This window comes from Levilactobacillus parabrevis ATCC 53295 (assembly GCF_001434055.1).
Classification (GTDB): Bacteria; Bacillota; Bacilli; order Lactobacillales; family Lactobacillaceae; genus Levilactobacillus; species Levilactobacillus parabrevis.
The window spans coordinates 1-19,567 of sequence record NZ_AZCZ01000006.1; the positions used below are offsets into that span (position 1 = coordinate 1).

Sequence of the window (19,567 nt, forward strand, 5' to 3'; positions counted from 1 at the left end):
ATTGGTGTAAACAGTGTCAGTATCGGTGTAATGACGATCGATTGGGGGCCATGAATATTGAGATGCTTGGTCAAGAATGGTTGAACGGTGTCAAACACCCAAAGATTGAGAAGCTAACAACTGCTGGGTAAACCTGGTAGTTAAGCGGGTAGCCGTCAATTACCCGAAGATGTTGCCACTATGAGTAGGAGTGCCTAACAGGCACGTTGGACTACTGTGTCATCAGGCACGTGAGCGACAAGCCTCTGAATTCATTCAGGGGTAATTGACAGCGTTCAGACCCAATCGGGATCACATTACAAAATCGTTATCAATAACCTGAAAATGAGCCTTGTGCGCCGACCGGCCAGTGAAGAGTCAGCATTGCGAAAAGATGGCCAAGCTATTAAAATTTTAGAGCTCATTCAAGTTAAAGTTGGTTACGGTGGTCGGCTCTTGTTGGCACCACTTGGTGAAGGTGAGAATACGTTGCGCTTGACGACCGAGGTTGTGGCGATTATGCGAGCTGACCTGGAAAACTAGAGTCACAGTCGATAGCCGATTATCATCACGGAAATTTCAATCCAGATTTACGTTAAACGCATTGACATCCCCGCCCCAGACGGCTATCATGAAACACAGTTAAATAAGTCGATTATGATGAATGAGAGTCACGGTGTCATTGGTTTAGCGAGTTCGGGGCAGTGGAAGCCGAATCCAATCCAGCGTGAGTTGGCACATTCGGAGTCGTTTCCAAGTAAGCTGCTAGTCATTGACTAGAAGTAGGGTGGAACCGCGAAATTAAAATTCGTCCCTACGTGAATTTGCCTTAGTGAATTCTCGTAGGGACTTTTTTGCGCGCTTATTTGTTTAATCGGTTGATCAGTTAGTCGCTGGCTCAGGCGTCACTGGGCTAAAGCTAGCTGGCAACCACACAAGGAGGAACTGCACCCATGACAGAAAAACTGTCCATGCAAGCAATCATTTTAAAGTTACAACAGTATTGGTCTGCACAAGGTTGCATGCTGATGCAAGCTTACGATACTGAAAAAGGGGCCGGTACCATGAGCCCCTACACGTTCTTACGCGCAATCGGCCCAGAACCTTGGAACGCCGCTTACGTTGAACCTTCTCGTCGACCAGCCGATGGTCGTTACGGGGAAAACCCCAACCGGTTATACCAACATCATCAATTCCAAGTGGTCATGAAGCCTTCACCTGACAACATCCAAGAACTTTACTTGAATAGTTTGCGTGAATTGGGTATCGATCCTTTGGAACATGATATTCGGTTCGTTGAAGATAACTGGGAAAACCCATCCATGGGTTGTGCCGGTGTTGGTTGGGAAGTCTGGTTGGACGGGATGGAAATCACCCAGTTCACCTACTTCCAAGTTGTTGGGGGAATGGAAGTTGATCCCGTGACCTCTGAAGTCACTTACGGTCTGGAACGTTTGGCTTCCTACGTCCAAGACGTCAACTCCGTCTTCGACCTGGAATGGGCCGATGGCGTTAAGTACGGCGATATCTTTAAGGAACCTGAATATGAACACTCCAAGTATAGCTTTGAAGAAAGTGACCAAGACATGTTGCTCCGGCACTTCGATGAATTTGAAGCCGAAGCCAAAAAGCAGATTGCTAATGGCCTGGTCCACCCAGCTTACGACTACATCTTAAAGTGTAGCCACACCTTCAACCTGTTAGACGCACGTGGCGCCGTTTCCGTTACGGAACGGGCCGGCTACCTTTCTCGAATTCGGAACATGGCACGTGCCGTGGCGCGGGCTTTCGTTGCTGAACGGAAGAAGCGTGGATTCCCGTTGGTCAAGGATGACAAGTTACGGGAAAAACTATTAGCTGATGAGGAGGCTAAATAATGGCACACACATTTTTACTTGAAATTGGTTTGGAAGAAATGCCCGCCCACGTGGTCACACCAGCTATCAAGCAACTGGTTAAGCGCACGGCAGACTACCTAAAAGAACAACGCGTGGATTACGATGACATCAAGCCATTCTCCACGCCCCGCCGGTTGGCCGTCCTGATCAGCGGCTTAGCTGACAAGCAAGAAGACATTAGCGAATCCGTTAAGGGTCCCGCTAAGAAGATCGCGCAAGATGCCGATGGTAACTGGAGTAAGGCCGCTATTGGGTTTACCCGTGGCCAAGGTCTGACACCTGACGACATTACCTTTAAGGAAATCAAGGGGACGGAATACGTCTACGTCGACAAGTTTATTGCCGGCGAACCCGTTGCTACCGTACTGGCTGGCCTGCGCGACATCATCATGGCTATGACCTTCCCAACCATGATGAAGTGGAGCACCCACCATTTCCAATACATCCGGCCAATTCGCTGGATGGTTGCTTTACTCGATGACCAAGTGATTCCATTTAGTATCTTGGACGTGACGACTGGGCGTAGCACGCGCGGTCACCGCTTCTTGGGTAAGGAAATCGACCTGGCCACGGCTGCCGATTACGAAGAAAACTTAACCAGTCAATTCGTGATCGCCGATGCCGACAAGCGTAAGCAATTGATCAAACAACAGATCGACAAGCTGGCCGCTGACAACAACTGGACGGTCGACGTTGACGCCGGCTTGCTGGAAGAAGTTAATAACCTGGTTGAATGGCCAACTGCCTTTGCTGGGAGCTTCGACGACAAGTACCTGACGATTCCTGATGAAGTCTTGATCACGTCCATGCGGGATCACCAACGGTTCTTCTACGCCCGCGATGCTAATGGCAAGCTCTTGCCTGTCTTCATCTCCGTTCGAAATGGTACCGATCATGACCTACAAAACGTGGTTGCCGGAAACGAAAAAGTTCTGACCGCACGTTTGGAAGACGCCATGTTCTTCTACACGGAAGATCAGAAGAAGACGATTGCCGACTTCGTTGATCGTCTGAAGACGGTTAGCTTCCACGATAAGATCAGTACCATGGCAGAGAAGATGGACCGGGTAAAGGCCATCGTTGCCGTCTTGGCTAAGCACCTGAACTTAAACGATGCTCAGACTAAGGCTGCTCTGCGTGCCAGCGAAATCTACAAGTTTGACCTGGTGACTGGCATGGTCGGTGAATTCGCCGAACTGCAAGGGGTCATGGGTGAAAAGTACGCCTTACTTGGCGGCGAAGATCCTGCCGTTGCCCAAGCTATTCGCGAACACTACGAACCAATCTCAGCCGATGGCGCGTTGCCAGAATCTGTTCCCGGTGCCGTTTTGGCCCTGGCCGACAAGTTCGATAGTATCCTGACGTTCTTCGCTGCCGGAATGATTCCTAGTGGTTCCAATGACCCTTACGCTTTGCGGCGTCAGGCTACCGGGATCGTGCGGATTGCTAAGGACCAGAACTGGGCCTTACCTGTTGCCGAATTGGCTAGTGATTTTATTGCTGCCGAAACGGATGCTAAGGTTGCCCCAGATCTGGACCAAGCTAGCCAAATCCAAGCCGTCGTTGATTTCATCAAGGACCGGATTCGGAAGATCTTGCGTTCCGCTAAGCAACGTCACGATATCATCGATGCCGTGACCAACGGAAGCAGTAGCGATGTCTTACGGCTCTTCACGGCCGCCGATATCTTGGCTAGTCACGCCAACGATGACAACTTCAAGGACGTTATCGAGTCCTTGACGCGGGTTATCCGTTTGGCCCAAAAGGCCCCAGCCGAATTGGCCGATGCCACGGTCGACGCCAAGCTGTTTGAAAATGACAGCGAAGGTGCCTTGGATCGAGGCGTTGCTGAAGTTGCTGCCGCAGCTGACAAGGGCCTGAATGACCTGTACGCTGCTTTGGCCGACATCCAACCAACGATTGCCGCTTACTTCGAAGCCACGATGGTGATGGACAAGAATGAAGCCGTTAAGAACAACCGTCTGACAGAACTCAGCAAGTTGGCGAACTTAGCCATGGGCTTGGGTGACTTGGACCAGTTGATCGTTAAATAACTGTTTTTAAATGAAGTAATTTTGAAGCCAGCTCCGATTATTTGGAGCTGGTTTTTTCTGTACGATCATTCGTGAACAAACGGGGGGGATTCTGGTCGCTAGAACTTGAGAAATGTGCCAATATACAGGGGGTACGGTCGTTGAGAAAGGGGGGGAGGGTCAATGTTACCCAATTATTCGTCACGCAAACTAACTTTTTATGCCAATCTGGGTCGGTTATTGGTTTGTCTAGCCTGGATTCTGCAAGTACTAAATGTTAGCTGGCAGTCAGTTCAGCCGAATCGGTCGTTACGCTTGTTGATCGTCTTTACGCTGTTGGCGCTGAGCCTAGTATTACTGTCACTAGTTCTCAAGCAGACGTCTTGGGACAGAAGGGATAGCTTGCTGTTAGATCTGAACTTTGTGTTTACCATCTATGCGGGCCTTTTGCTCCTGTTACCGCGAGCATTAGATGCTGCGGCATTAGCCAGTCCATCGGGGCGGGCTGGTCTGATTTGCACCGTGGCGGGTTTAATGTTGGCGTATTTCCCACCGAAAGACGTTCATGCTTTTCACATGAGCTGGGTTAAGGGGAATCCCCCGCTCATTCAACGGTTGTTGATCAATCAGGGACGGATTCTATTGGGTTTAGGAATTGTCGCGCAACTACTCGGTGCCCGAATGGGGTGACTCACCGAAGAATTCAGAATCTTTACCCTTTCAATTAGTAAGTCGTTTAACTTTTATCCTGCGCGGGGAAGGTGTAGATTGGAAGTAAGGTTTTTCAAAAGTCCGAGTGAGCTATAAAAGTTGACAATGCCCCCATAGGTGGTATCATATATAGTGTATTTTTGCGCACGAATTCTAATTAAAGAGTCGCACTTTTCGGGTTTCCGGGGTGCGACTTTTCAAGGCTATGGTGAGCAAACGGAAACGCGTAAGGGAGTGATTGGTTGGCGAAGATACCCGAAGACGTGATTGAGACGGTTCGGACGGCCACAAATATTGCGGACGTTGTCGGCCAGTACGTGCAACTGAAAAAATCCGGTAAGAATTTATTTGGTTTATGTCCCTTCCACGAGGAACGGACACCCTCGTTTTCCGTTTCGGAAGATAAGCAGATTTTTCACTGCTTTAGCTGTGGTCGGGGGGGCAACGTCTTTAAGTTTATGATGGAGCTGGAACACGTGACTTTTCCCGAAGCCGTGGTCAAGGTGGCCGATTTTAGTCACGTTGACCTCGACAGTGAGTATCGGCAAGATGCCGCTGGTCCCGCTGTAGATTCCAAGACGGGCCAACTGCTCGCCTTGCATGAACAGGCCGCTAAGTTGTATCACCACATCTTGGTTAACACCGAGATGGGACAACCGGCATTGGATTATTTGCACGATCGCGGGCTAACTGATGAGACGATTGAGACTTACCAGTTAGGTTTCGCGCCGAGTCAACGCCTACTCAAGCCATTCTTTGACCAGCGACAGAGCGACTACCAGTTACTTCGGCAGTCCGGGCTGTTCATTGAAAATGCGCAAGGTGAGTTGCGTGACCGCTTCACCGAGCGGGTCATGTTCCCTCTGCGAAATGCGAGTGGGCACGTGGCAGCCTTTTCCGGCCGGCTCCTCAAGAAGGCTGACGACCAACCGAAGTATTTAAACAGCCCTGAAACCACATTATTTAATAAAAGTAAGCTGTTGTTTAACTTCGATTTGGCTCGACCAGCGATTCGGCAAGCCGGAGAAGTCACTTTATTTGAAGGTTACATGGATGTCATCTCGGCGACCCAAGCGGGCGTCAACAATGGGATTGCTTCCATGGGAACGAGTCTAACGACCGAGCAGATCTACGCCATTGAGCGGACCACGGACAAGCTCAACGTGTGTTACGATGGAGATGAACCCGGGCAACGGGCCATCGACCGGGCATTGCGGCTATTGGGCGAGCACAGTCACCTGCAACTCAGCGTGATTCAACTTCCCGAGGGCCAAGATCCCGATGAATACCGTAAGGCTCACGGCGACGAGGCATTTCGCCAAATGTTGGTCTCCGCTAAGGAACCGCCGCTGCGCTTTCAAATGCGCTTTCTGCGGCGCAACCGGGCGTTGGAGACGGACAGTGAACGGCTGGAATATGTGAATCAGGTCATGCCTCTCTTGGCGCAGGTCAACGAGCCGGTCGAGCTGGACATGTACCTGAGTCAGCTGGCCAGTGAGTTTCACATCGATAAGGCGGCATTGGCCGCGCAGCTCAAGCAGGTGCAGCGGGATACTGCGGCTCAGCAAGAGCGTCAGCGGCCAAGCACACCGGCGCCTGCGCCAACCACTGCGCCACCGGTCACTGTGCATCAGCAGCAGCGACCGCTGAATCGCTTGGAACGGGCGGAACGCAATCTGCTCTATCGTTGTTTACACGACCGGAACGTCTGGGCGAAAGTGACCAGCGTTGCCGATTTCAGTTTCGTGCATGACGACTATCAAATTATTTATACCTTGGCCCAGGGTTATTTTCAAACGCATCAAGTGTATCAAACCGCGCAGTTCACGGACTTCATTCAAGAAGACCGCCTGCAACAGCTTGTGATCGATCTCGAGACAACACCTAATATGGCCGCGGCGGTAACCCCGCGGGAGATCGATGATTATTTAGCGGTGATTATGGATGAGGCGCCGGTCGAGGCGAAGCTCCGGCAAAAGAAAAATCAATTGGCGGAAGCTTCGCGACTAGGCGATGCCGACCAACAACGCCAACTCGTCGTTGAGATTGTGCAGTTGGAACGACAGCGTCAGGCGAACAAACAAGTTTAATCTAGGGGGTATTTTAATGGCAAAAAAGACCACGGATCAACCAATGTTTGATCAAAAAGCATACAACAAAACGGTGCGCGCTTTGATTAAAAACAACAAGAAGGTTGGGCACATCACGTACGATGACCTGGCTGACAAGGTCGCAACACCTTACACGTTGGATGCTAAGCAGATGGACAAGTTACTTGAAACGATCTCCGATTCTGGGATCAGTGTGGTTGATGCTAAGGGTGAGCCAGACCCACGGGCCGTCAAAGCCCAAAAGGCCGTTTCTAAGAAGGAATTAAAGGATGCCGGCACAACGACCGGGGTTAAGATCAACGACCCTGTTCGGATGTACCTGAAGGAAATCGGTCGGGTCAACCTATTAACGGCTGACCAAGAAGTTGCCTTAGCCTTACGGATCGAAAAGGGTGAAGAAGAAGCCAAGCAAGAGCTGGCTGAAGCCAACTTGCGGTTGGTGGTTTCCATCGCTAAGCGTTACGTGGGTCGGGGGATGCAATTCCTGGACTTAATTCAAGAAGGGAACATGGGTCTGATGAAGGCCGTCGAGAAGTTCGACTACCGTAAAGGGTTCAAGTTCTCTACGTACGCCACTTGGTGGATTCGTCAGGCCATCACACGGGCAATCGCTGACCAAGCACGGACCATTCGGATTCCTGTGCACATGGTTGAAACGATCAACAAGTTGATCCGGATTCAACGGCAACTCCTCCAAGACTTAGGGCGGGAACCAACGCCAGAAGAAATTGGGGCTGAAATGGACATGCCAACGGAAAAGGTTCGTGAGATCTTAAAGATCGCGCAAGAACCCGTTTCCTTGGAAACGCCTATTGGTGAAGAAGATGACTCTCACTTAGGTGACTTCATCGAAGACCAAGACGCCACGAGTCCTGCCGATCACGCCGCTTACGAACTTCTGAAGGAACAGTTGGAAAGTGTCTTGGACACACTGACTGACCGGGAAGAAAACGTGCTGCGGTTACGGTTCGGGTTAGACGATGGCCGGACGCGGACTTTGGAAGAAGTCGGCAAGGTCTTCGGGGTTACCCGTGAACGGATTCGTCAGATCGAAGCCAAGGCATTACGGAAGTTGCGCCACCCATCACGGAGCAAGCAACTGAAGGACTTCTTGGAATAATTTAGCGTTACTACAACGAAGGTCCCTCAGGGCTTTAGACAGATTGTCTGAAGCTCTGGGGGGCTTTTTTGTTGAAAAAGGGGCATTGGTCGGAGTGTGTTCGAAAGCTAGTTGAAGATATTTTGTCATGATAGACATAATGAAAAGGTTCTGCTAAATTCTAGCTTTTTGTAAAAAAGTAGTCGAATGCTCGTTCTGAAATATTTGACTACATTTTCAGGCGATATTTTGAAAATAGTCTGAAACATAGCCGGAAAACATGAGAAATTATCTAAATTAATAATCATTTGAATAAGTTAATTCTCATTACGCGGTAGTTGCATCACCACTCATCAATTAGCGAATAAAAGTAGTTTCTATTGGCAGTCGTTTATAGTATAGTGTCATCAGACGATTGAAACCGTTTACAGTGAAGACTTATTATTATGAGGTTAATTTATTGGGGCAAAAGCCTTGAAAAAATCATTTAAAGGGGATATGATGTATCTCGTTTAAAAACTAAGGGAGATAAGGGAAAGGAGGCACATTTGTGAAGGCAAAGCCAAGTTTAGAGCAGGCCTTGTGCATCGTTGCTTTACTGGGAATTCAGGACCGGAAGATACCTCTACATAGTCGACTTGTGGCGGAACGGTTAGAAATTTCGACCAGTTATTTGAAGAAAATCGTGCAGAAATTAGCTGCTGCCAAGATTGTTAAGACAGTTTCGGGGCGTGATGGCGGCATTGTTTTGATGAAAGACCCATTGAAAATTACCCTGTTGGATGTTTTCAATGCGATTGAGGGAACTGAGCCGCTTGTTCAAGGAACCGGGTTAGTTTCCAAGGTATTTGGTTTGGATCAGAAGGCAGCTTTCATGGAAACATATCAGCTTGAAGATTTCAAAGATACACGGCCGGTCGCCAACGTCCTGGCTGTGTTTGCTCAAGCTGAGGAGAAATTCCGGCAACAACTCGCAACACTATCCATTGGTGATGTCTTACCGACCACTGGGGACCAACCCCTCCAACTGGATTGGACCAAGTGGCTCACGCGTTAAGTAGCAGAATAGAAGGTGTCATCCACTTCAAGCAATCTGTATCGGCTTGAAGTGGCATTAAAAGTTGAGTAATCGTGTTGGACCGCGGGCCACAACACTTAAAAATATTTCAATCGTCAAGGAGGTTTCACCGTGCGCTGGATGAATAAGCACTACATCTGGAACGTCATCGGGTGGCTGGTCATCGTGATCTTAGCCATTGTGACGATTCCAAACATGAGTAAATTGGTGGCGGATAAGGGACAGATCACGGTTCCTAGCAGTTATCAAAGTACGCGAGCAACCAAAATGCAAGATCAGTGGGGCCGCTCACAACGCGGTACCACGGCGGTCGTCGTTGTTTTTAACAATGGCAATGCAAAGCTGACCAGCTCGCAGAATGACCAGATCGACAAGACCATCAACCGAATCAAAAACAATCAGAATAAGTACGAGATTCGGTCGATCACCGCGGCTAGCGACAGTTCGACCGCCGCTTCCCAACTGATCTCAAAAGATAAGAGTACGCAACTCTTACAACTAAACGTGCATAAATCTTCCAGCCATTCGGTCACGCATATTCGTGATCAGATCACCAAACTGTCGAAGACCAGTGGCGTGAAGACTTATGTGACCGGGGCGGATGTCTTGAACCAAGACTTCTCCGATGCCACGCAGGCTGGGGTGCAGAAGACGGAAATCATTGCCGCCATCTTTATCTTCTTGGTTCTGTGGCTAGTCTTCCGGTCACCCATCACACCGTTATTCTCACTGTTAACGGTGGCGGTCTCCGTGATTACTTCCATCTCTGTGGTGGCTAATCTGGTTGACCGTTTCAACTTCCCATTCTCCAATTTTACGGAAGTCTTTATCGTCATCGTGTTATTCGGGATTGGGACCGACTACAACATCCTCCTGTATAACGAGTTTCGAGAGCGGCTGGCCAGCGGTAAGGATAGGTACACCGCCACGAAGGAAGCCACTCGGGTCGGCGGGCGAACGGTTCTGTATTCCGGCCTGTCCGTCTTAATTGGGATGAGCGTGTTGGGCTTTGCCAACTTCTCACTGTACCGTTCAGCGGTCGGCATTGCCGTGGGGGTCGTGGTCTTACTGGCCGTTCTCCTGACGCTGAACCCATTCTTCATGGCCATCTGTGGTCCCCACATGTTTTGGCCTATCAAGAAGTTCCAGGGTGAGGGTGATAGTCGCCTCTGGCACGGGATGGCTAAACACGCCATGATCCGCCCAGTAATCACCTTGATTTTGACCGGAATCGTGTTTATTCCACTGGCGCTGACCTCACATGGGGCGCTGAACTACGATAACTTGGTAGAAATTGGTGATAACGTGCCGGCCAAGCAAGGTTTCAAGGTCGTTCAGAAACACTTCTCCGAGGGAACCGCGGAACCAACCACGATTTATATTCAGAGCAAGAACAAGATGGATAATGAAAAGACGTTGCTGATCGTTGACCGCTTGACCAAGCAGTTGCAACAGACCGACGGCGTTAAGACGGTCGCTTCCGTCACCCAACCGGGTGGGAAGGCCATCAAGAAGTTATACGTCCGTAATCAAATGAGCTCAGTCACGACCGGGTTGGCCAAGGCCCAAAAGGGTGTCAATACGGTCAACAAGGGATTGAAGTCCGCCAACAGCTCACTGAGTAAGCAAAACGTGAATGGTGCGGTGAAGGATGCTGACAAATTGGCCACTGGGGCTAAGCAAGTCAGCACCGGGACGACGCAATTACAGAGCGCCATTTCCCAAGTCTCTACTGGGGTCAACTCATTGAACAGTCAAGTCTCCTCCACTTCCGGGGGCAAACAGGCCGCCCAGTTGGCGCAGCTGGAAGCAGCTTTGCCACAGTTAAACGCTGCGATCCAGCAGTTGAATTCACAAGTCTCCGCTAGTTCAACCAGTACCAGCGGTGTCACAACATCACTGACGACAATCAAGACTAGCACGCAAGACATTGCCTCACAATTGGCTAAATTGCAGAGTGCCACCTCTAATTTGCCAAGCATGAGTGCTAGCACGGTCGCCGCGGCCTTCAGTGCTCAGGGTGTTCCGTTGTCTGCCGCTCAGAAGACGGTCTTGGCCGGCATTTTACAGAAACAAAGTGCCGCGCAGAGTGAATTAAAGAGCACATTGAGCACGTCCTTGACGCAAATCGGAAGCGACGCCAAGTCAATTGGGGCTGCCGATCAGACCGTTGCTAGTCAACTGCAATCGTTGCAGAGCTCCACGAGTCAATTACAGGGCGCCGTTGCCGAGTTAGCCCAGAAATCTAACGTCGTTTTGCCTGGGGCAGCAACCGCCTTGCAATCGGCCAGCGCACAGTCCAGCCAGTTAGCCAACGCAACGAGTCAGCTGTCTGGTGCAATGTTTACCATTAATGGTAAGATGCCAGCACTGGTTTCCGGGGCGAACCAAGTCGCTGCCGGGAACCAGACGATGGCTGAGAAATTAGCCGCGATGAGCAAACAATTGACGGCCTTGCGGAAGGGCTTGACCTCCGCCTCCACTGGGTTGACACAAGTCTCCACCGGGGTTGGTTCGGCCAACACCTACCTGAAGGGTCTGCAGAAGTCCGCCGCTTCATCGACCTTCTACATTCCAACTAAGCAATTACACGGTAGTTCGTTTAAGCCAGCACTGAAGACTTACATGTCGCCCGACCGGAAGATCACCAAGATCACGGTCGTTCTGAACGATGATCCAAGTTCTGCGGCTGCCATGGCGCGGCTGCCGAAGCTGGAAAAGGTCGTTAACGGGGCCTTGGCTGGGACGAGTCTGAAGAATGCCGAAGTGGCATTTGGTGGAAATACGTCGCAGACCAATGACATCAATAACATGGCTTCCAGTGACTTTACGCGAACGGTCATTATCATGTTAGCCGGGCTCTTCATCGCCTTGATGATTGTTACCCGTTCACTGGTACAACCGATCGTGATCGAAGGAATCCTGGTCGTCGCATACTCCGGCGCCTTGACCATCGTTCACTGGTTGGTGGACCCACTACTGGGAACCGATATGCTGACGTGGAACACACCGTTCTTCACGTTTGTCATGTTGATTTCCTTAGGGGTCGATTACTCGATCTTCCTGATGCGGAAGTACCGGGAGTTCCTGCACGAACCGGGGGCTACCAGCACCAAGATGCTCCGGGCCGCTACGGTTATTGGGACAGTCGTTCTCTCCGCTGGAGTCATCCTGAGTGGGACGTTCGCCGCCTTGATTCCATCCGGTGTCATGACGCTGATTCAGATTGCGTTAGCCGTGATCATCGGGATTATCCTGCTGGTCATCCTGTTACCAATTGTGATGCCAGCCGTCATGAAGATTACCTACCCGTACCCATATTCTAAGATGGCACAGGTACAAAACGAGGAAGATGAGGCGCAAGAGAAGAAGCATCCCTTCCGGCGTCAAAGAAAATAAGCTGTTTTAAAATGATCCAGAGCACGGCTCGCCAATGTGGTGGGCCGTGTTTTTTGTGCTGTGCGTTGGCATTTAGAATGGTTACCAGCACGAATGATATACGGGAAAGCTGGTTATCGATTACATGTAAGGATATACTGAGAAACATCGGAGGGGATTTTATGAATAAATTTGTTATCGGTACGGCAATCGCTTTAGGCATCGCGGGCGGCTTTGGTTGGGGAACCACGGCGCACGCGCAGACGAAGTGGACGGCGGGGACGCCCCAGTCACTCAGGGGAACTTGGACGCAGTATCGTGTCCAACACAAGGGCCACGACACGATTGTCTACTGGAACGAGCTGGTGGCGACGAAGAAAACGGTGCTGATCGAGACTGAATTCGGCAGTCAAGCCTATGGGGGAAAGCGTGTTGGGTATCGCTTGAATCATGGTGTCTATCGTCTGCGGGATTATGACAGCAGCGAGAAGGTCTGGAACTACACCAAGATTAAACGAAACGGCCAGAAGATGACGTTACGGGAATATGGTCGGCGTCACGTTGGCAAGCCCTTCAAGCATGTATCCGGACAGGTCGCGCACTTGACCCATAATGCGAAGTTGAACCGTGAAGCATTAAAATCCAAATCCTAAATAACTGTAGGCGTCGGCTGGTCCGGCGCCTTTTTGTGTAGCATATGGCATATTTAAAATTAGCCCTATACTAGTACTAATGTAAAACCTGAGAAATTTGTCTCATCTCTTTGGGAAATAAGACAAAAATTCGTTTTAATACTGAATTTGTTCTGACTAGTAACAAGTAGCGTCTTGGCAGTCGAAACTAATCTAGCAACGGGGATTTGTCAACGCTACTTCCGAGCATTTGCACCGTACGCATTTTCACGCTATCCAAGACGGGCGGACTAGCTTATACTTAGAGTAATCAGGAAGTTAGAAAGGAAGATTTGACGAATGGATGCAGACCATTTATCGGTGCGCCTTGCCACCGTTGCCGACTACGTTCCCATGGGGAGCCGGTTGGCTGATATTGGGACCGACCACGCGTACCTGCCAGTCAATTTAGCTAAGCGCGGCAAGATTGCCGGCGGTGTGGCTGGTGAGGTCGTTAAGGGCCCGTTTGAAAATGCCCAACATGAAATTAACAAAGAGGGTTTGTCCGACCGGATTACGGCGCGACTCGCCAACGGTCTTCAGGCGATTGAGGCCGATGACCACATTGATACCGTGGCGATTGCGGGGATGGGGGGCACGCTCATCGCTCAGATTCTCACGCAGGACTTTGATCGCCTTGCCGGGGTTAACCGCCTGGTCTTACAGCCCAATGTGGGTGAAAAGAACGTCCGCCAATTTTTAATGACCCACGGGTTCCAACTGATTACGGAAAAAATTGTGACCGAAGACGGCCATGATTATGAGATTCTGGTGGCCGACAGAGCGGATGACCCTCAGCAGTACAATGCGGAAGAATTACGCTTTGGACCGTATCTGCTGGCAGAACACAACGCCATCTTCATGGCTAAGTGGCGGCGTGAGTTGGCCCGGACCAAGCAGGTCTTAGCGCAGGTACAGTCGGCCAAGGAAGTTCCCGCGGCAAAGGTAGCGGAGCTGACGGCTGAGATCAAGGAGATTGAGGAGGTCTTGCAACGTGTTGGTGCGTGAGTTAGTTGAACGGTTCGAACAGTTCGCCCCGAAGACGTGGGCGGAACCCGGTGACCCGGTTGGATTGCAACTGGGGAGTCTGGATGCCGAAGTGCACAAGGTCATGGTGACCTTAGACGTGCGGCCCGAGGTCGTCGACGAGGCGATTGCGGTCGGTGCCGACTTTATTTTTGCCCATCACCCCATGATGTTTCACCCAGCCAAGAACTTGGATTTAGCGGTGCCCCAGAATCAGATGTATGCAACGTTACTGCAACATCACATCACGGTCTATGGCGCCCACACCAATCTCGACAGTGCCCCTGGTGGGATGAACGACTGGTTGGCGGCCGCCTTGAATCTTCAGGATGTCGAGGGCCTGGTTCCCAGCAATGGGGTAACCGCGACGTCCGCCATTACCATGGGTCGCATTGGTAATTTACCGACGCCCACGACCGTTCGCCAGTTTGCGGTGGATTGCAAACGCATCTTCAACGTGAAGGGCTTGCGGTTGGTCAGTCACACCCCGGATGCACCCGTCAAACGGGTTGCCGTTCTCGGTGGCAGTGGCGGTCCGTTCTATCAGACGGCGCTGGCCAAGGGGGCCGATGTCTATGTGACTGGTGACATCTCGTATCATCCCGGCCACGACATGATTGCGGCGGGGCTGAACGTCGTTGATCCCGGCCACCATATCGAGAGTATTTGCAAGCCCCACTTACAGGCGTTGTTTACGCAGTGGGCGGCCGAAAATCAGTGGCCAATCACCGTGGTGGCATCGCAATTAAATACCGACCCCTTCACTTTTATTTAAGCGTGAAAACGGGTACACTAAAAGCGTAGTTAATTCATTTGAGGAGTGATTTATTTTGGCAAAGTATGAAAACCTGATTCCCCGGTTCCTGAAGTACGTCAAGATCAACACGCGTTCCAATCCCAACTCTGGCACGATCCCATCAACGCCGCAGCTGACTGAATTCGCTGAGGGCTTGGTGAAGGACCTGAAGGAGATCGGTCTGGACAATGTGCATATCAACAAGCAATGTGCTTATGTATATGCCACCTTACCAGCCAATACGGACAAGCAAGTGAAGAAGATCGGCTTTATTTCTCACTTTGACACTGCCGACTTTAACAGTGAAAACATTAACCCCCAATTCGTGGAAAACTATGATGGCAAGTCTGTCATCAAGTTGGACGATTCCGGTAAGTACACGCTGGATCCAGCTGTATTTCCGAACTTGAAGAACTATCAGGGCCACACCTTGATCACCACGGACGGCAGTACCTTACTGGGTGCCGATGATAAGTCCGGGGTTGCTGAAATCATGGCCGCCGCAGAATACCTGTTGGCCCACCCTGAAATCAAGCACGGTGAAATCGAAATTGGTTTGGGACCCGATGAAGAAATTGGTTCCGGTGCCGACCACTTTGACGTTAAAGACTTTGGTGCCGACATTGCCTACACGGTCGATGGTGGCCCATTAGGTCAATTGGAATACGAAACCTTTAACGCTGCCGATGCCCAGGTTGAAATCACGGGGACCAACGTGCACCCGGCCGAAGCCAAGGGCGTCATGGTCAATGCTTCGCAGGTTGCGATGGACTTCCACGCAGCTCTGCCAGAACACGACCGGCCAGAACATACTGAAGGTCGGGAAGGCTTCTTCCACCTCTACAGCATGAACGGGACCGTTGACAGTGCTCACCTGAGCTACATCATCCGGGACCACGACCGGCAGATCTTCGAAGACCGTAAGAAGCTCTTCCAAGGGGTCGCCGATCAATTGAACAAGGAATACGGTAGTGACCGCGTCCAAGTCACCATCAAGGACCAGTACTACAACATGCGTGAGGTCATCGAGAAGGATATGACGGTCGTTGACTTGGCCAAGGAAGCCTTGGAAGAATTAAACATCAAGCCACTGATCTTCCCAGTACGTGGGGGGACTGATGGTTCCAAGATCTCTTACTTGGGCTTACCAACGCCTAACTTATTCGCCGGTGGGGAAAACATGCATGGTCGGTTCGAATACGTCTCCGAACAAACCATGGAACAGGCAACCGACGTCGTTATCAAGATTGCCGAACTCGCCGAACAACAGGCTTAAATTAATTAGTCAAAATTGGTCAAATTATTTTGAATTTTGGTCAAAATCAGTTAGAATATGAATGAAAAATGGAGGTTAACCTAAGGGTTGCCTCTTTTTTGAACAACAAAAGGTTGAATACAGTCGCCTGCGGCTGCCAAGGATTCTGCCTGCTATGGGGACCGCCTGCAGCCGAAGTACGGGCTTCCGGCTTGGTTTGAAACCTCGCGAGAAGCTTGCGAGTTTCCAAACACATCCCGCGCTATAAGGCCGGGTTGAAACGAACGCCCGGTCTAACAGCGCCGTCATAGCTGGCGCCACCCTTGGCTTCCTCCGGCTGAGATTGTCTTCAACCTTCTGCGAGGTGTTTGTCGTTTCTGCCTGAGCTATGTTGCGTAGGAGAAAGCGGCATCGTGAAAATTTGTTTCTGACAACTACTTTAAATCTATGCTAGCCGTGAGGGTGGGGCAAATAGGCTTAGCCGTGGGAATTATCTTAGCGGTTTACCGCTTAGATAATTGGTGACTTTGAAACTCGTTTCTCAGAGGTTCAAAGCAAGCTCGGAGACCGCATCTTGGCTCCGAGCGTCCGCCCACCGCGGACCGGCCTATTTGCCCCGCCCGGTAAGGCGTCATTACCTGCAAATTCATATTATAAAAATTCAAAGATAATTTTAACCAAGGAGGATGCAAACTATGAATCCAGAAAAAATGACTGAAGCACTGACCAGCGCACTAAGTGAGGCCCAACACATTGCCATGACCCGTAAGCACCAGGCGGTCACGGTGGCCCACCTCTTTAAGTATTTGATTCAACCCGGAGAACTGGGTCGCGAGATTTTTGCCAATGCCGGTGTGGACATTGCCGCCATGGACAGTGAACTTGACCGGGAGCTGGACGGCATCAGTACCGTCTCCGGTAGTGGCATTCAGTACGGGCAGGAATTTTCGCGTAACCTGACCGATTTGTTACAGAAGGCTGACGCTATCAAGGATAAGTACGGCGATGACTTCCTGGCTATTGATACGGTGTTGATTGCCCTGATGCAACTGGGCGGTGAGAACCTGACGGATTACCTTAAGAGTCAGGGTATCACGGAACAGATGGTTCGTAACGCCGTTGATAAGCTGCGCAGTGGCGAACGCGTGACTTCTAAGAATCAGGAGGACCAGTACAAGGCCCTCGAAAAATACGGAATCGACCTGGTTAAGGCCATGCGTAGTGGCAAGATCGATCCGATCATTGGCCGGGACGATGAAATCCTGTCAGTCATTCGGATTCTGTCACGCAAGACCAAGAATAATCCCGTGTTGATTGGGGAAGCCGGTGTCGGGAAGACCGCCATCGTTGAAGGCTTGGCCCAACGGATCGTTCGTGGGGATGTGCCCGATAATTTGAAGGACAAGACGATCTTCTCCCTGGACATGGGGTCTCTGATTGCCGGGGCCAAGTACCGGGGCGAGTTTGAGGAAAGACTCAAGGCGGTCTTGAAAGAGGTCACCAAGAGTGACGGTCAGATCATCATGTTTATCGATGAAATTCACAACATCGTGGGTGCCGGCAAGGCTGAAGGTAGTATGGACGCTGGTAACCTGCTGAAACCTATGCTGGCCCGTGGTGAACTTCACTTGATTGGTGCGACCACGCTCGATGAGTACCGCAAGTATTTGGAACAGGATAAAGCCCTGGCTCGGCGGTTCCAACGCGTCGTGGTCAACGAGCCAAGCATTGACGATACCATCACCATCTTACGGGGGTTACGCGAGCGCTTCGAGATTCACCACGGTGTCAAGATTCACGACAACGCCCTGATTGCGGCCGCCAAACTTTCCGACCGCTACCTGACCGACCGATTCTTACCCGATAAGGCGATTGACCTGGTTGACGACGCGTCGGCTTCCATCCGGGTGGAAATGAACTCCGCGCCAACCGAGTTGGATCAGGAACGCCGGCAAATGATGCGGATGCAGGTCGAACAGACGGCGCTGAAGCAGGAAACGGATGCGGCCTCTCAGGCGCGGCTCAAGGAACTGACGAAGGAACTGGCCGATATCAAGGAAAAAGTCGACAAGCTGAGTGCCCGTTGGAATCAAGAGAAGACGGCTATCAAGAGTGTCGGCACCAAGAAGACGGAGCTGGACAAGGCCAAACGTGATTTGGAAAACGCCGAGGCGCAGTACGATCTGAACAAAGCCGCCGAACTTCAACACGGCACGATTCCCAAGCTGGAACAGGAATTGGCCGACTTGGAAAAGCAGAATCAGCAGCAAGACTGGTTGGTCTCCGAATCCGTTACGGAAAACGAGATTGCTAGCGTGGTCAGTCGCATGACGGGGATTCCCGTGACAAAACTGGTTCAGGGTGAACGGGAGAAGCTGTTGAAGATCGCCGATCGTCTGCACGACCGGGTCGTGGGTCAAGACCAGGCGGTTTCGGCCGTAGCCGATGCCGTTTTGCGGTCACGAGCCGGCCTGCAAGATCCTACCAAGCCACTCGGGTCCTTCCTGTTTCTAGGGCCAACTGGGGTTGGGAAGACCGAATTGGCCAAGGCCCTTGCCGAGAACTTATTTGATAGTGAAGATCACATGGTCCGCATCGACATGAGTGAGTACATGGAGAAAGAATCCGTGTCTCGGTTGGTCGGGGCGGCCCCGGGGTACGTTGGTTACGAGGAAGGTGGTCAGCTGACCGAAGCCGTACGGCGTAATCCATATACCATCGTGCTCTTCGATGAAGTGGAGAAGGCCCATCCCGATGTCTTTAACCTGTTACTGCAGGTCTTAGACGATGGCCGGTTGACCGATAGCCAGGGCCGGACCGTTGATTTCAAGAATACGATCTTGATCATGACGTCTAACCTGGGCTCCGACCTGTTGTTGCAGGGAACCGATGATCAGGGACACATCACGACCACGGCCCAGGAGCAGGTGGCTAAGTTGCTTCAAGCCCACTTCCGCCCAGAGTTCCTGAACCGGATCGACGATACCATCATGTTTACGCCGCTGACGTTGGCTGACGTTCAACAGATCGTGGTTAAATTGGTGGGACATCTCGCCGATCGCTTGCACGAACAACAGCTGGATCTCACGATTACGCCCGCTGCGCAGGCCTGGATCGCCCAGAAGGGTTACTTGCCGGCGTACGGTGCTCGGCCACTGCAGCGCTTCATCACGACCCACGTGGAGACGCCGCTGGCACGGCAGTTGATTGCCGGTGACATCCCGGTCAACAGCCTGATTACCATCGATGTGGTGGATGACCAATTAGCCTTTACGCACGAGTTGCAAGCGAAGACGATCCCAGCAACGGACTAACTGCTAATTATGACTTAATTAAAGATGAGTCGATGACTGTACTGTCACGGTGCTTTGAGCGCCGTAGCAGTGCAGTTTTTTAGTGATTTTACAGCAGCATCCTAACGACCAGTTACGTTTAATTGCTGGGTGTTCTCGAGTATGCCGGTAAGTGGCTAAAATGACTAGAGAACATTTGTTCGTCTTGCGAATGTTTGGCATTTTTTCTGGTATAATAG

At 51.1% G+C, this 19,567-nt stretch carries 13 protein-coding genes; all 13 read left to right on the plus strand.

Going from position 1 to position 19,567, the window contains the following annotated elements; genetic code table 11:
• Window positions 1-363: 363 nt before the first annotated feature.
• Complete coding sequence (locus FD07_RS12305) at window positions 364-522, plus strand: hypothetical protein (protein ID WP_020088686.1); 159 nt, start codon at window positions 364-366, stop codon at window positions 520-522.
• 410 nt (window positions 523-932) lie between these two features.
• Complete coding sequence (gene glyQ / locus FD07_RS02535; protein WP_020088685.1) at window positions 933-1,856, plus strand: glycine--tRNA ligase subunit alpha; 924 nt, start codon at window positions 933-935, stop codon at window positions 1,854-1,856.
• Window positions 1,856-3,931 carry a glycine--tRNA ligase subunit beta gene (gene glyS / locus FD07_RS02540; RefSeq protein ID WP_020088684.1) on the plus strand — a complete coding sequence of 692 codons (2,076 nt, stop codon included), beginning with the start codon at window positions 1,856-1,858 and terminating at the stop codon, window positions 3,929-3,931. Before glyQ ends, glyS begins: the two co-directional genes overlap by 1 nt.
• A gap of 162 nt (window positions 3,932-4,093) precedes the next feature.
• Window positions 4,094-4,600, plus strand: coding sequence for a hypothetical protein (locus tag FD07_RS02545; RefSeq protein WP_020088683.1), 507 nt, complete (start codon window positions 4,094-4,096; stop codon window positions 4,598-4,600).
• A 263-nt stretch (window positions 4,601-4,863) separates the two neighbouring features.
• Window positions 4,864-6,711, plus strand: coding sequence for a DNA primase (gene dnaG, locus FD07_RS02550; RefSeq protein WP_020088682.1), 1,848 nt, complete (start codon window positions 4,864-4,866; stop codon window positions 6,709-6,711).
• Window positions 6,712-6,721: 10 nt separating this feature from the next.
• Window positions 6,722-7,852, plus strand: coding sequence for an RNA polymerase sigma factor RpoD (gene rpoD / locus FD07_RS02555; RefSeq protein WP_373879000.1), 1,131 nt, complete (start codon window positions 6,722-6,724; stop codon window positions 7,850-7,852).
• 529 nt (window positions 7,853-8,381) lie between these two features.
• The gene (locus tag FD07_RS02560; RefSeq protein WP_020088680.1) at window positions 8,382-8,888 is read left to right on the plus strand and encodes an RrF2 family transcriptional regulator; all 507 of its coding nucleotides are present in this window, start codon (window positions 8,382-8,384) and stop codon (window positions 8,886-8,888) included.
• A gap of 141 nt (window positions 8,889-9,029) precedes the next feature.
• The gene (locus tag FD07_RS02565) at window positions 9,030-12,308 is read left to right on the plus strand and encodes an MMPL family transporter (RefSeq protein ID WP_235804779.1); all 3,279 of its coding nucleotides are present in this window, start codon (window positions 9,030-9,032) and stop codon (window positions 12,306-12,308) included.
• Between the two features lie 161 nt (window positions 12,309-12,469).
• Complete coding sequence (locus tag FD07_RS02570; RefSeq protein ID WP_020088678.1) at window positions 12,470-12,940, plus strand: hypothetical protein; 471 nt, start codon at window positions 12,470-12,472, stop codon at window positions 12,938-12,940.
• A gap of 318 nt (window positions 12,941-13,258) precedes the next feature.
• Window positions 13,259-13,966, plus strand: a complete 708-nt coding sequence (locus FD07_RS02575) for a tRNA (adenine(22)-N(1))-methyltransferase (protein WP_020088677.1) — start codon at window positions 13,259-13,261, stop codon at window positions 13,964-13,966.
• Window positions 13,953-14,759 (plus strand): Nif3-like dinuclear metal center hexameric protein, encoded by an 807-nt coding sequence (locus tag FD07_RS02580; RefSeq protein ID WP_020088676.1) that lies wholly within the window; start codon window positions 13,953-13,955, stop codon window positions 14,757-14,759. Before FD07_RS02575 ends, FD07_RS02580 begins: the two co-directional genes overlap by 14 nt.
• 55 nt (window positions 14,760-14,814) lie before the next feature.
• Complete coding sequence (gene pepT, locus FD07_RS02585; protein WP_020088675.1) at window positions 14,815-16,056, plus strand: peptidase T; 1,242 nt, start codon at window positions 14,815-14,817, stop codon at window positions 16,054-16,056.
• A 674-nt stretch (window positions 16,057-16,730) separates the two neighbouring features.
• Window positions 16,731-19,349, plus strand: a complete 2,619-nt coding sequence (gene clpB, locus FD07_RS02590) for an ATP-dependent chaperone ClpB (RefSeq protein ID WP_020088674.1) — start codon at window positions 16,731-16,733, stop codon at window positions 19,347-19,349.
• Window positions 19,350-19,567 lie beyond the last annotated feature (218 nt).

Bases quoted from the DNA above. Each gene is read 5' to 3' on its own strand.
- glyQ (WP_020088685.1), top strand. From the start codon at position 933: ATGACAGAAAAACTGTCCATGCAAGCAATCATTTTAAAGTTACAACAG.
- glyS (WP_020088684.1), top strand. From the start codon at position 1,856: ATGGCACACACATTTTTACTTGAAATTGGTTTGGAAGAAATGCCCGCC.
- FD07_RS02545 (WP_020088683.1), top strand. From the start codon at position 4,094: ATGTTACCCAATTATTCGTCACGCAAACTAACTTTTTATGCCAATCTG.
- FD07_RS02565 (WP_235804779.1), top strand. From the start codon at position 9,030: ATGAATAAGCACTACATCTGGAACGTCATCGGGTGGCTGGTCATCGTG.
- FD07_RS02570 (WP_020088678.1), top strand. From the start codon at position 12,470: ATGAATAAATTTGTTATCGGTACGGCAATCGCTTTAGGCATCGCGGGC.
- FD07_RS02575 (WP_020088677.1), top strand. From the start codon at position 13,259: ATGGATGCAGACCATTTATCGGTGCGCCTTGCCACCGTTGCCGACTAC.
- clpB (WP_020088674.1), top strand. From the start codon at position 16,731: ATGAATCCAGAAAAAATGACTGAAGCACTGACCAGCGCACTAAGTGAG.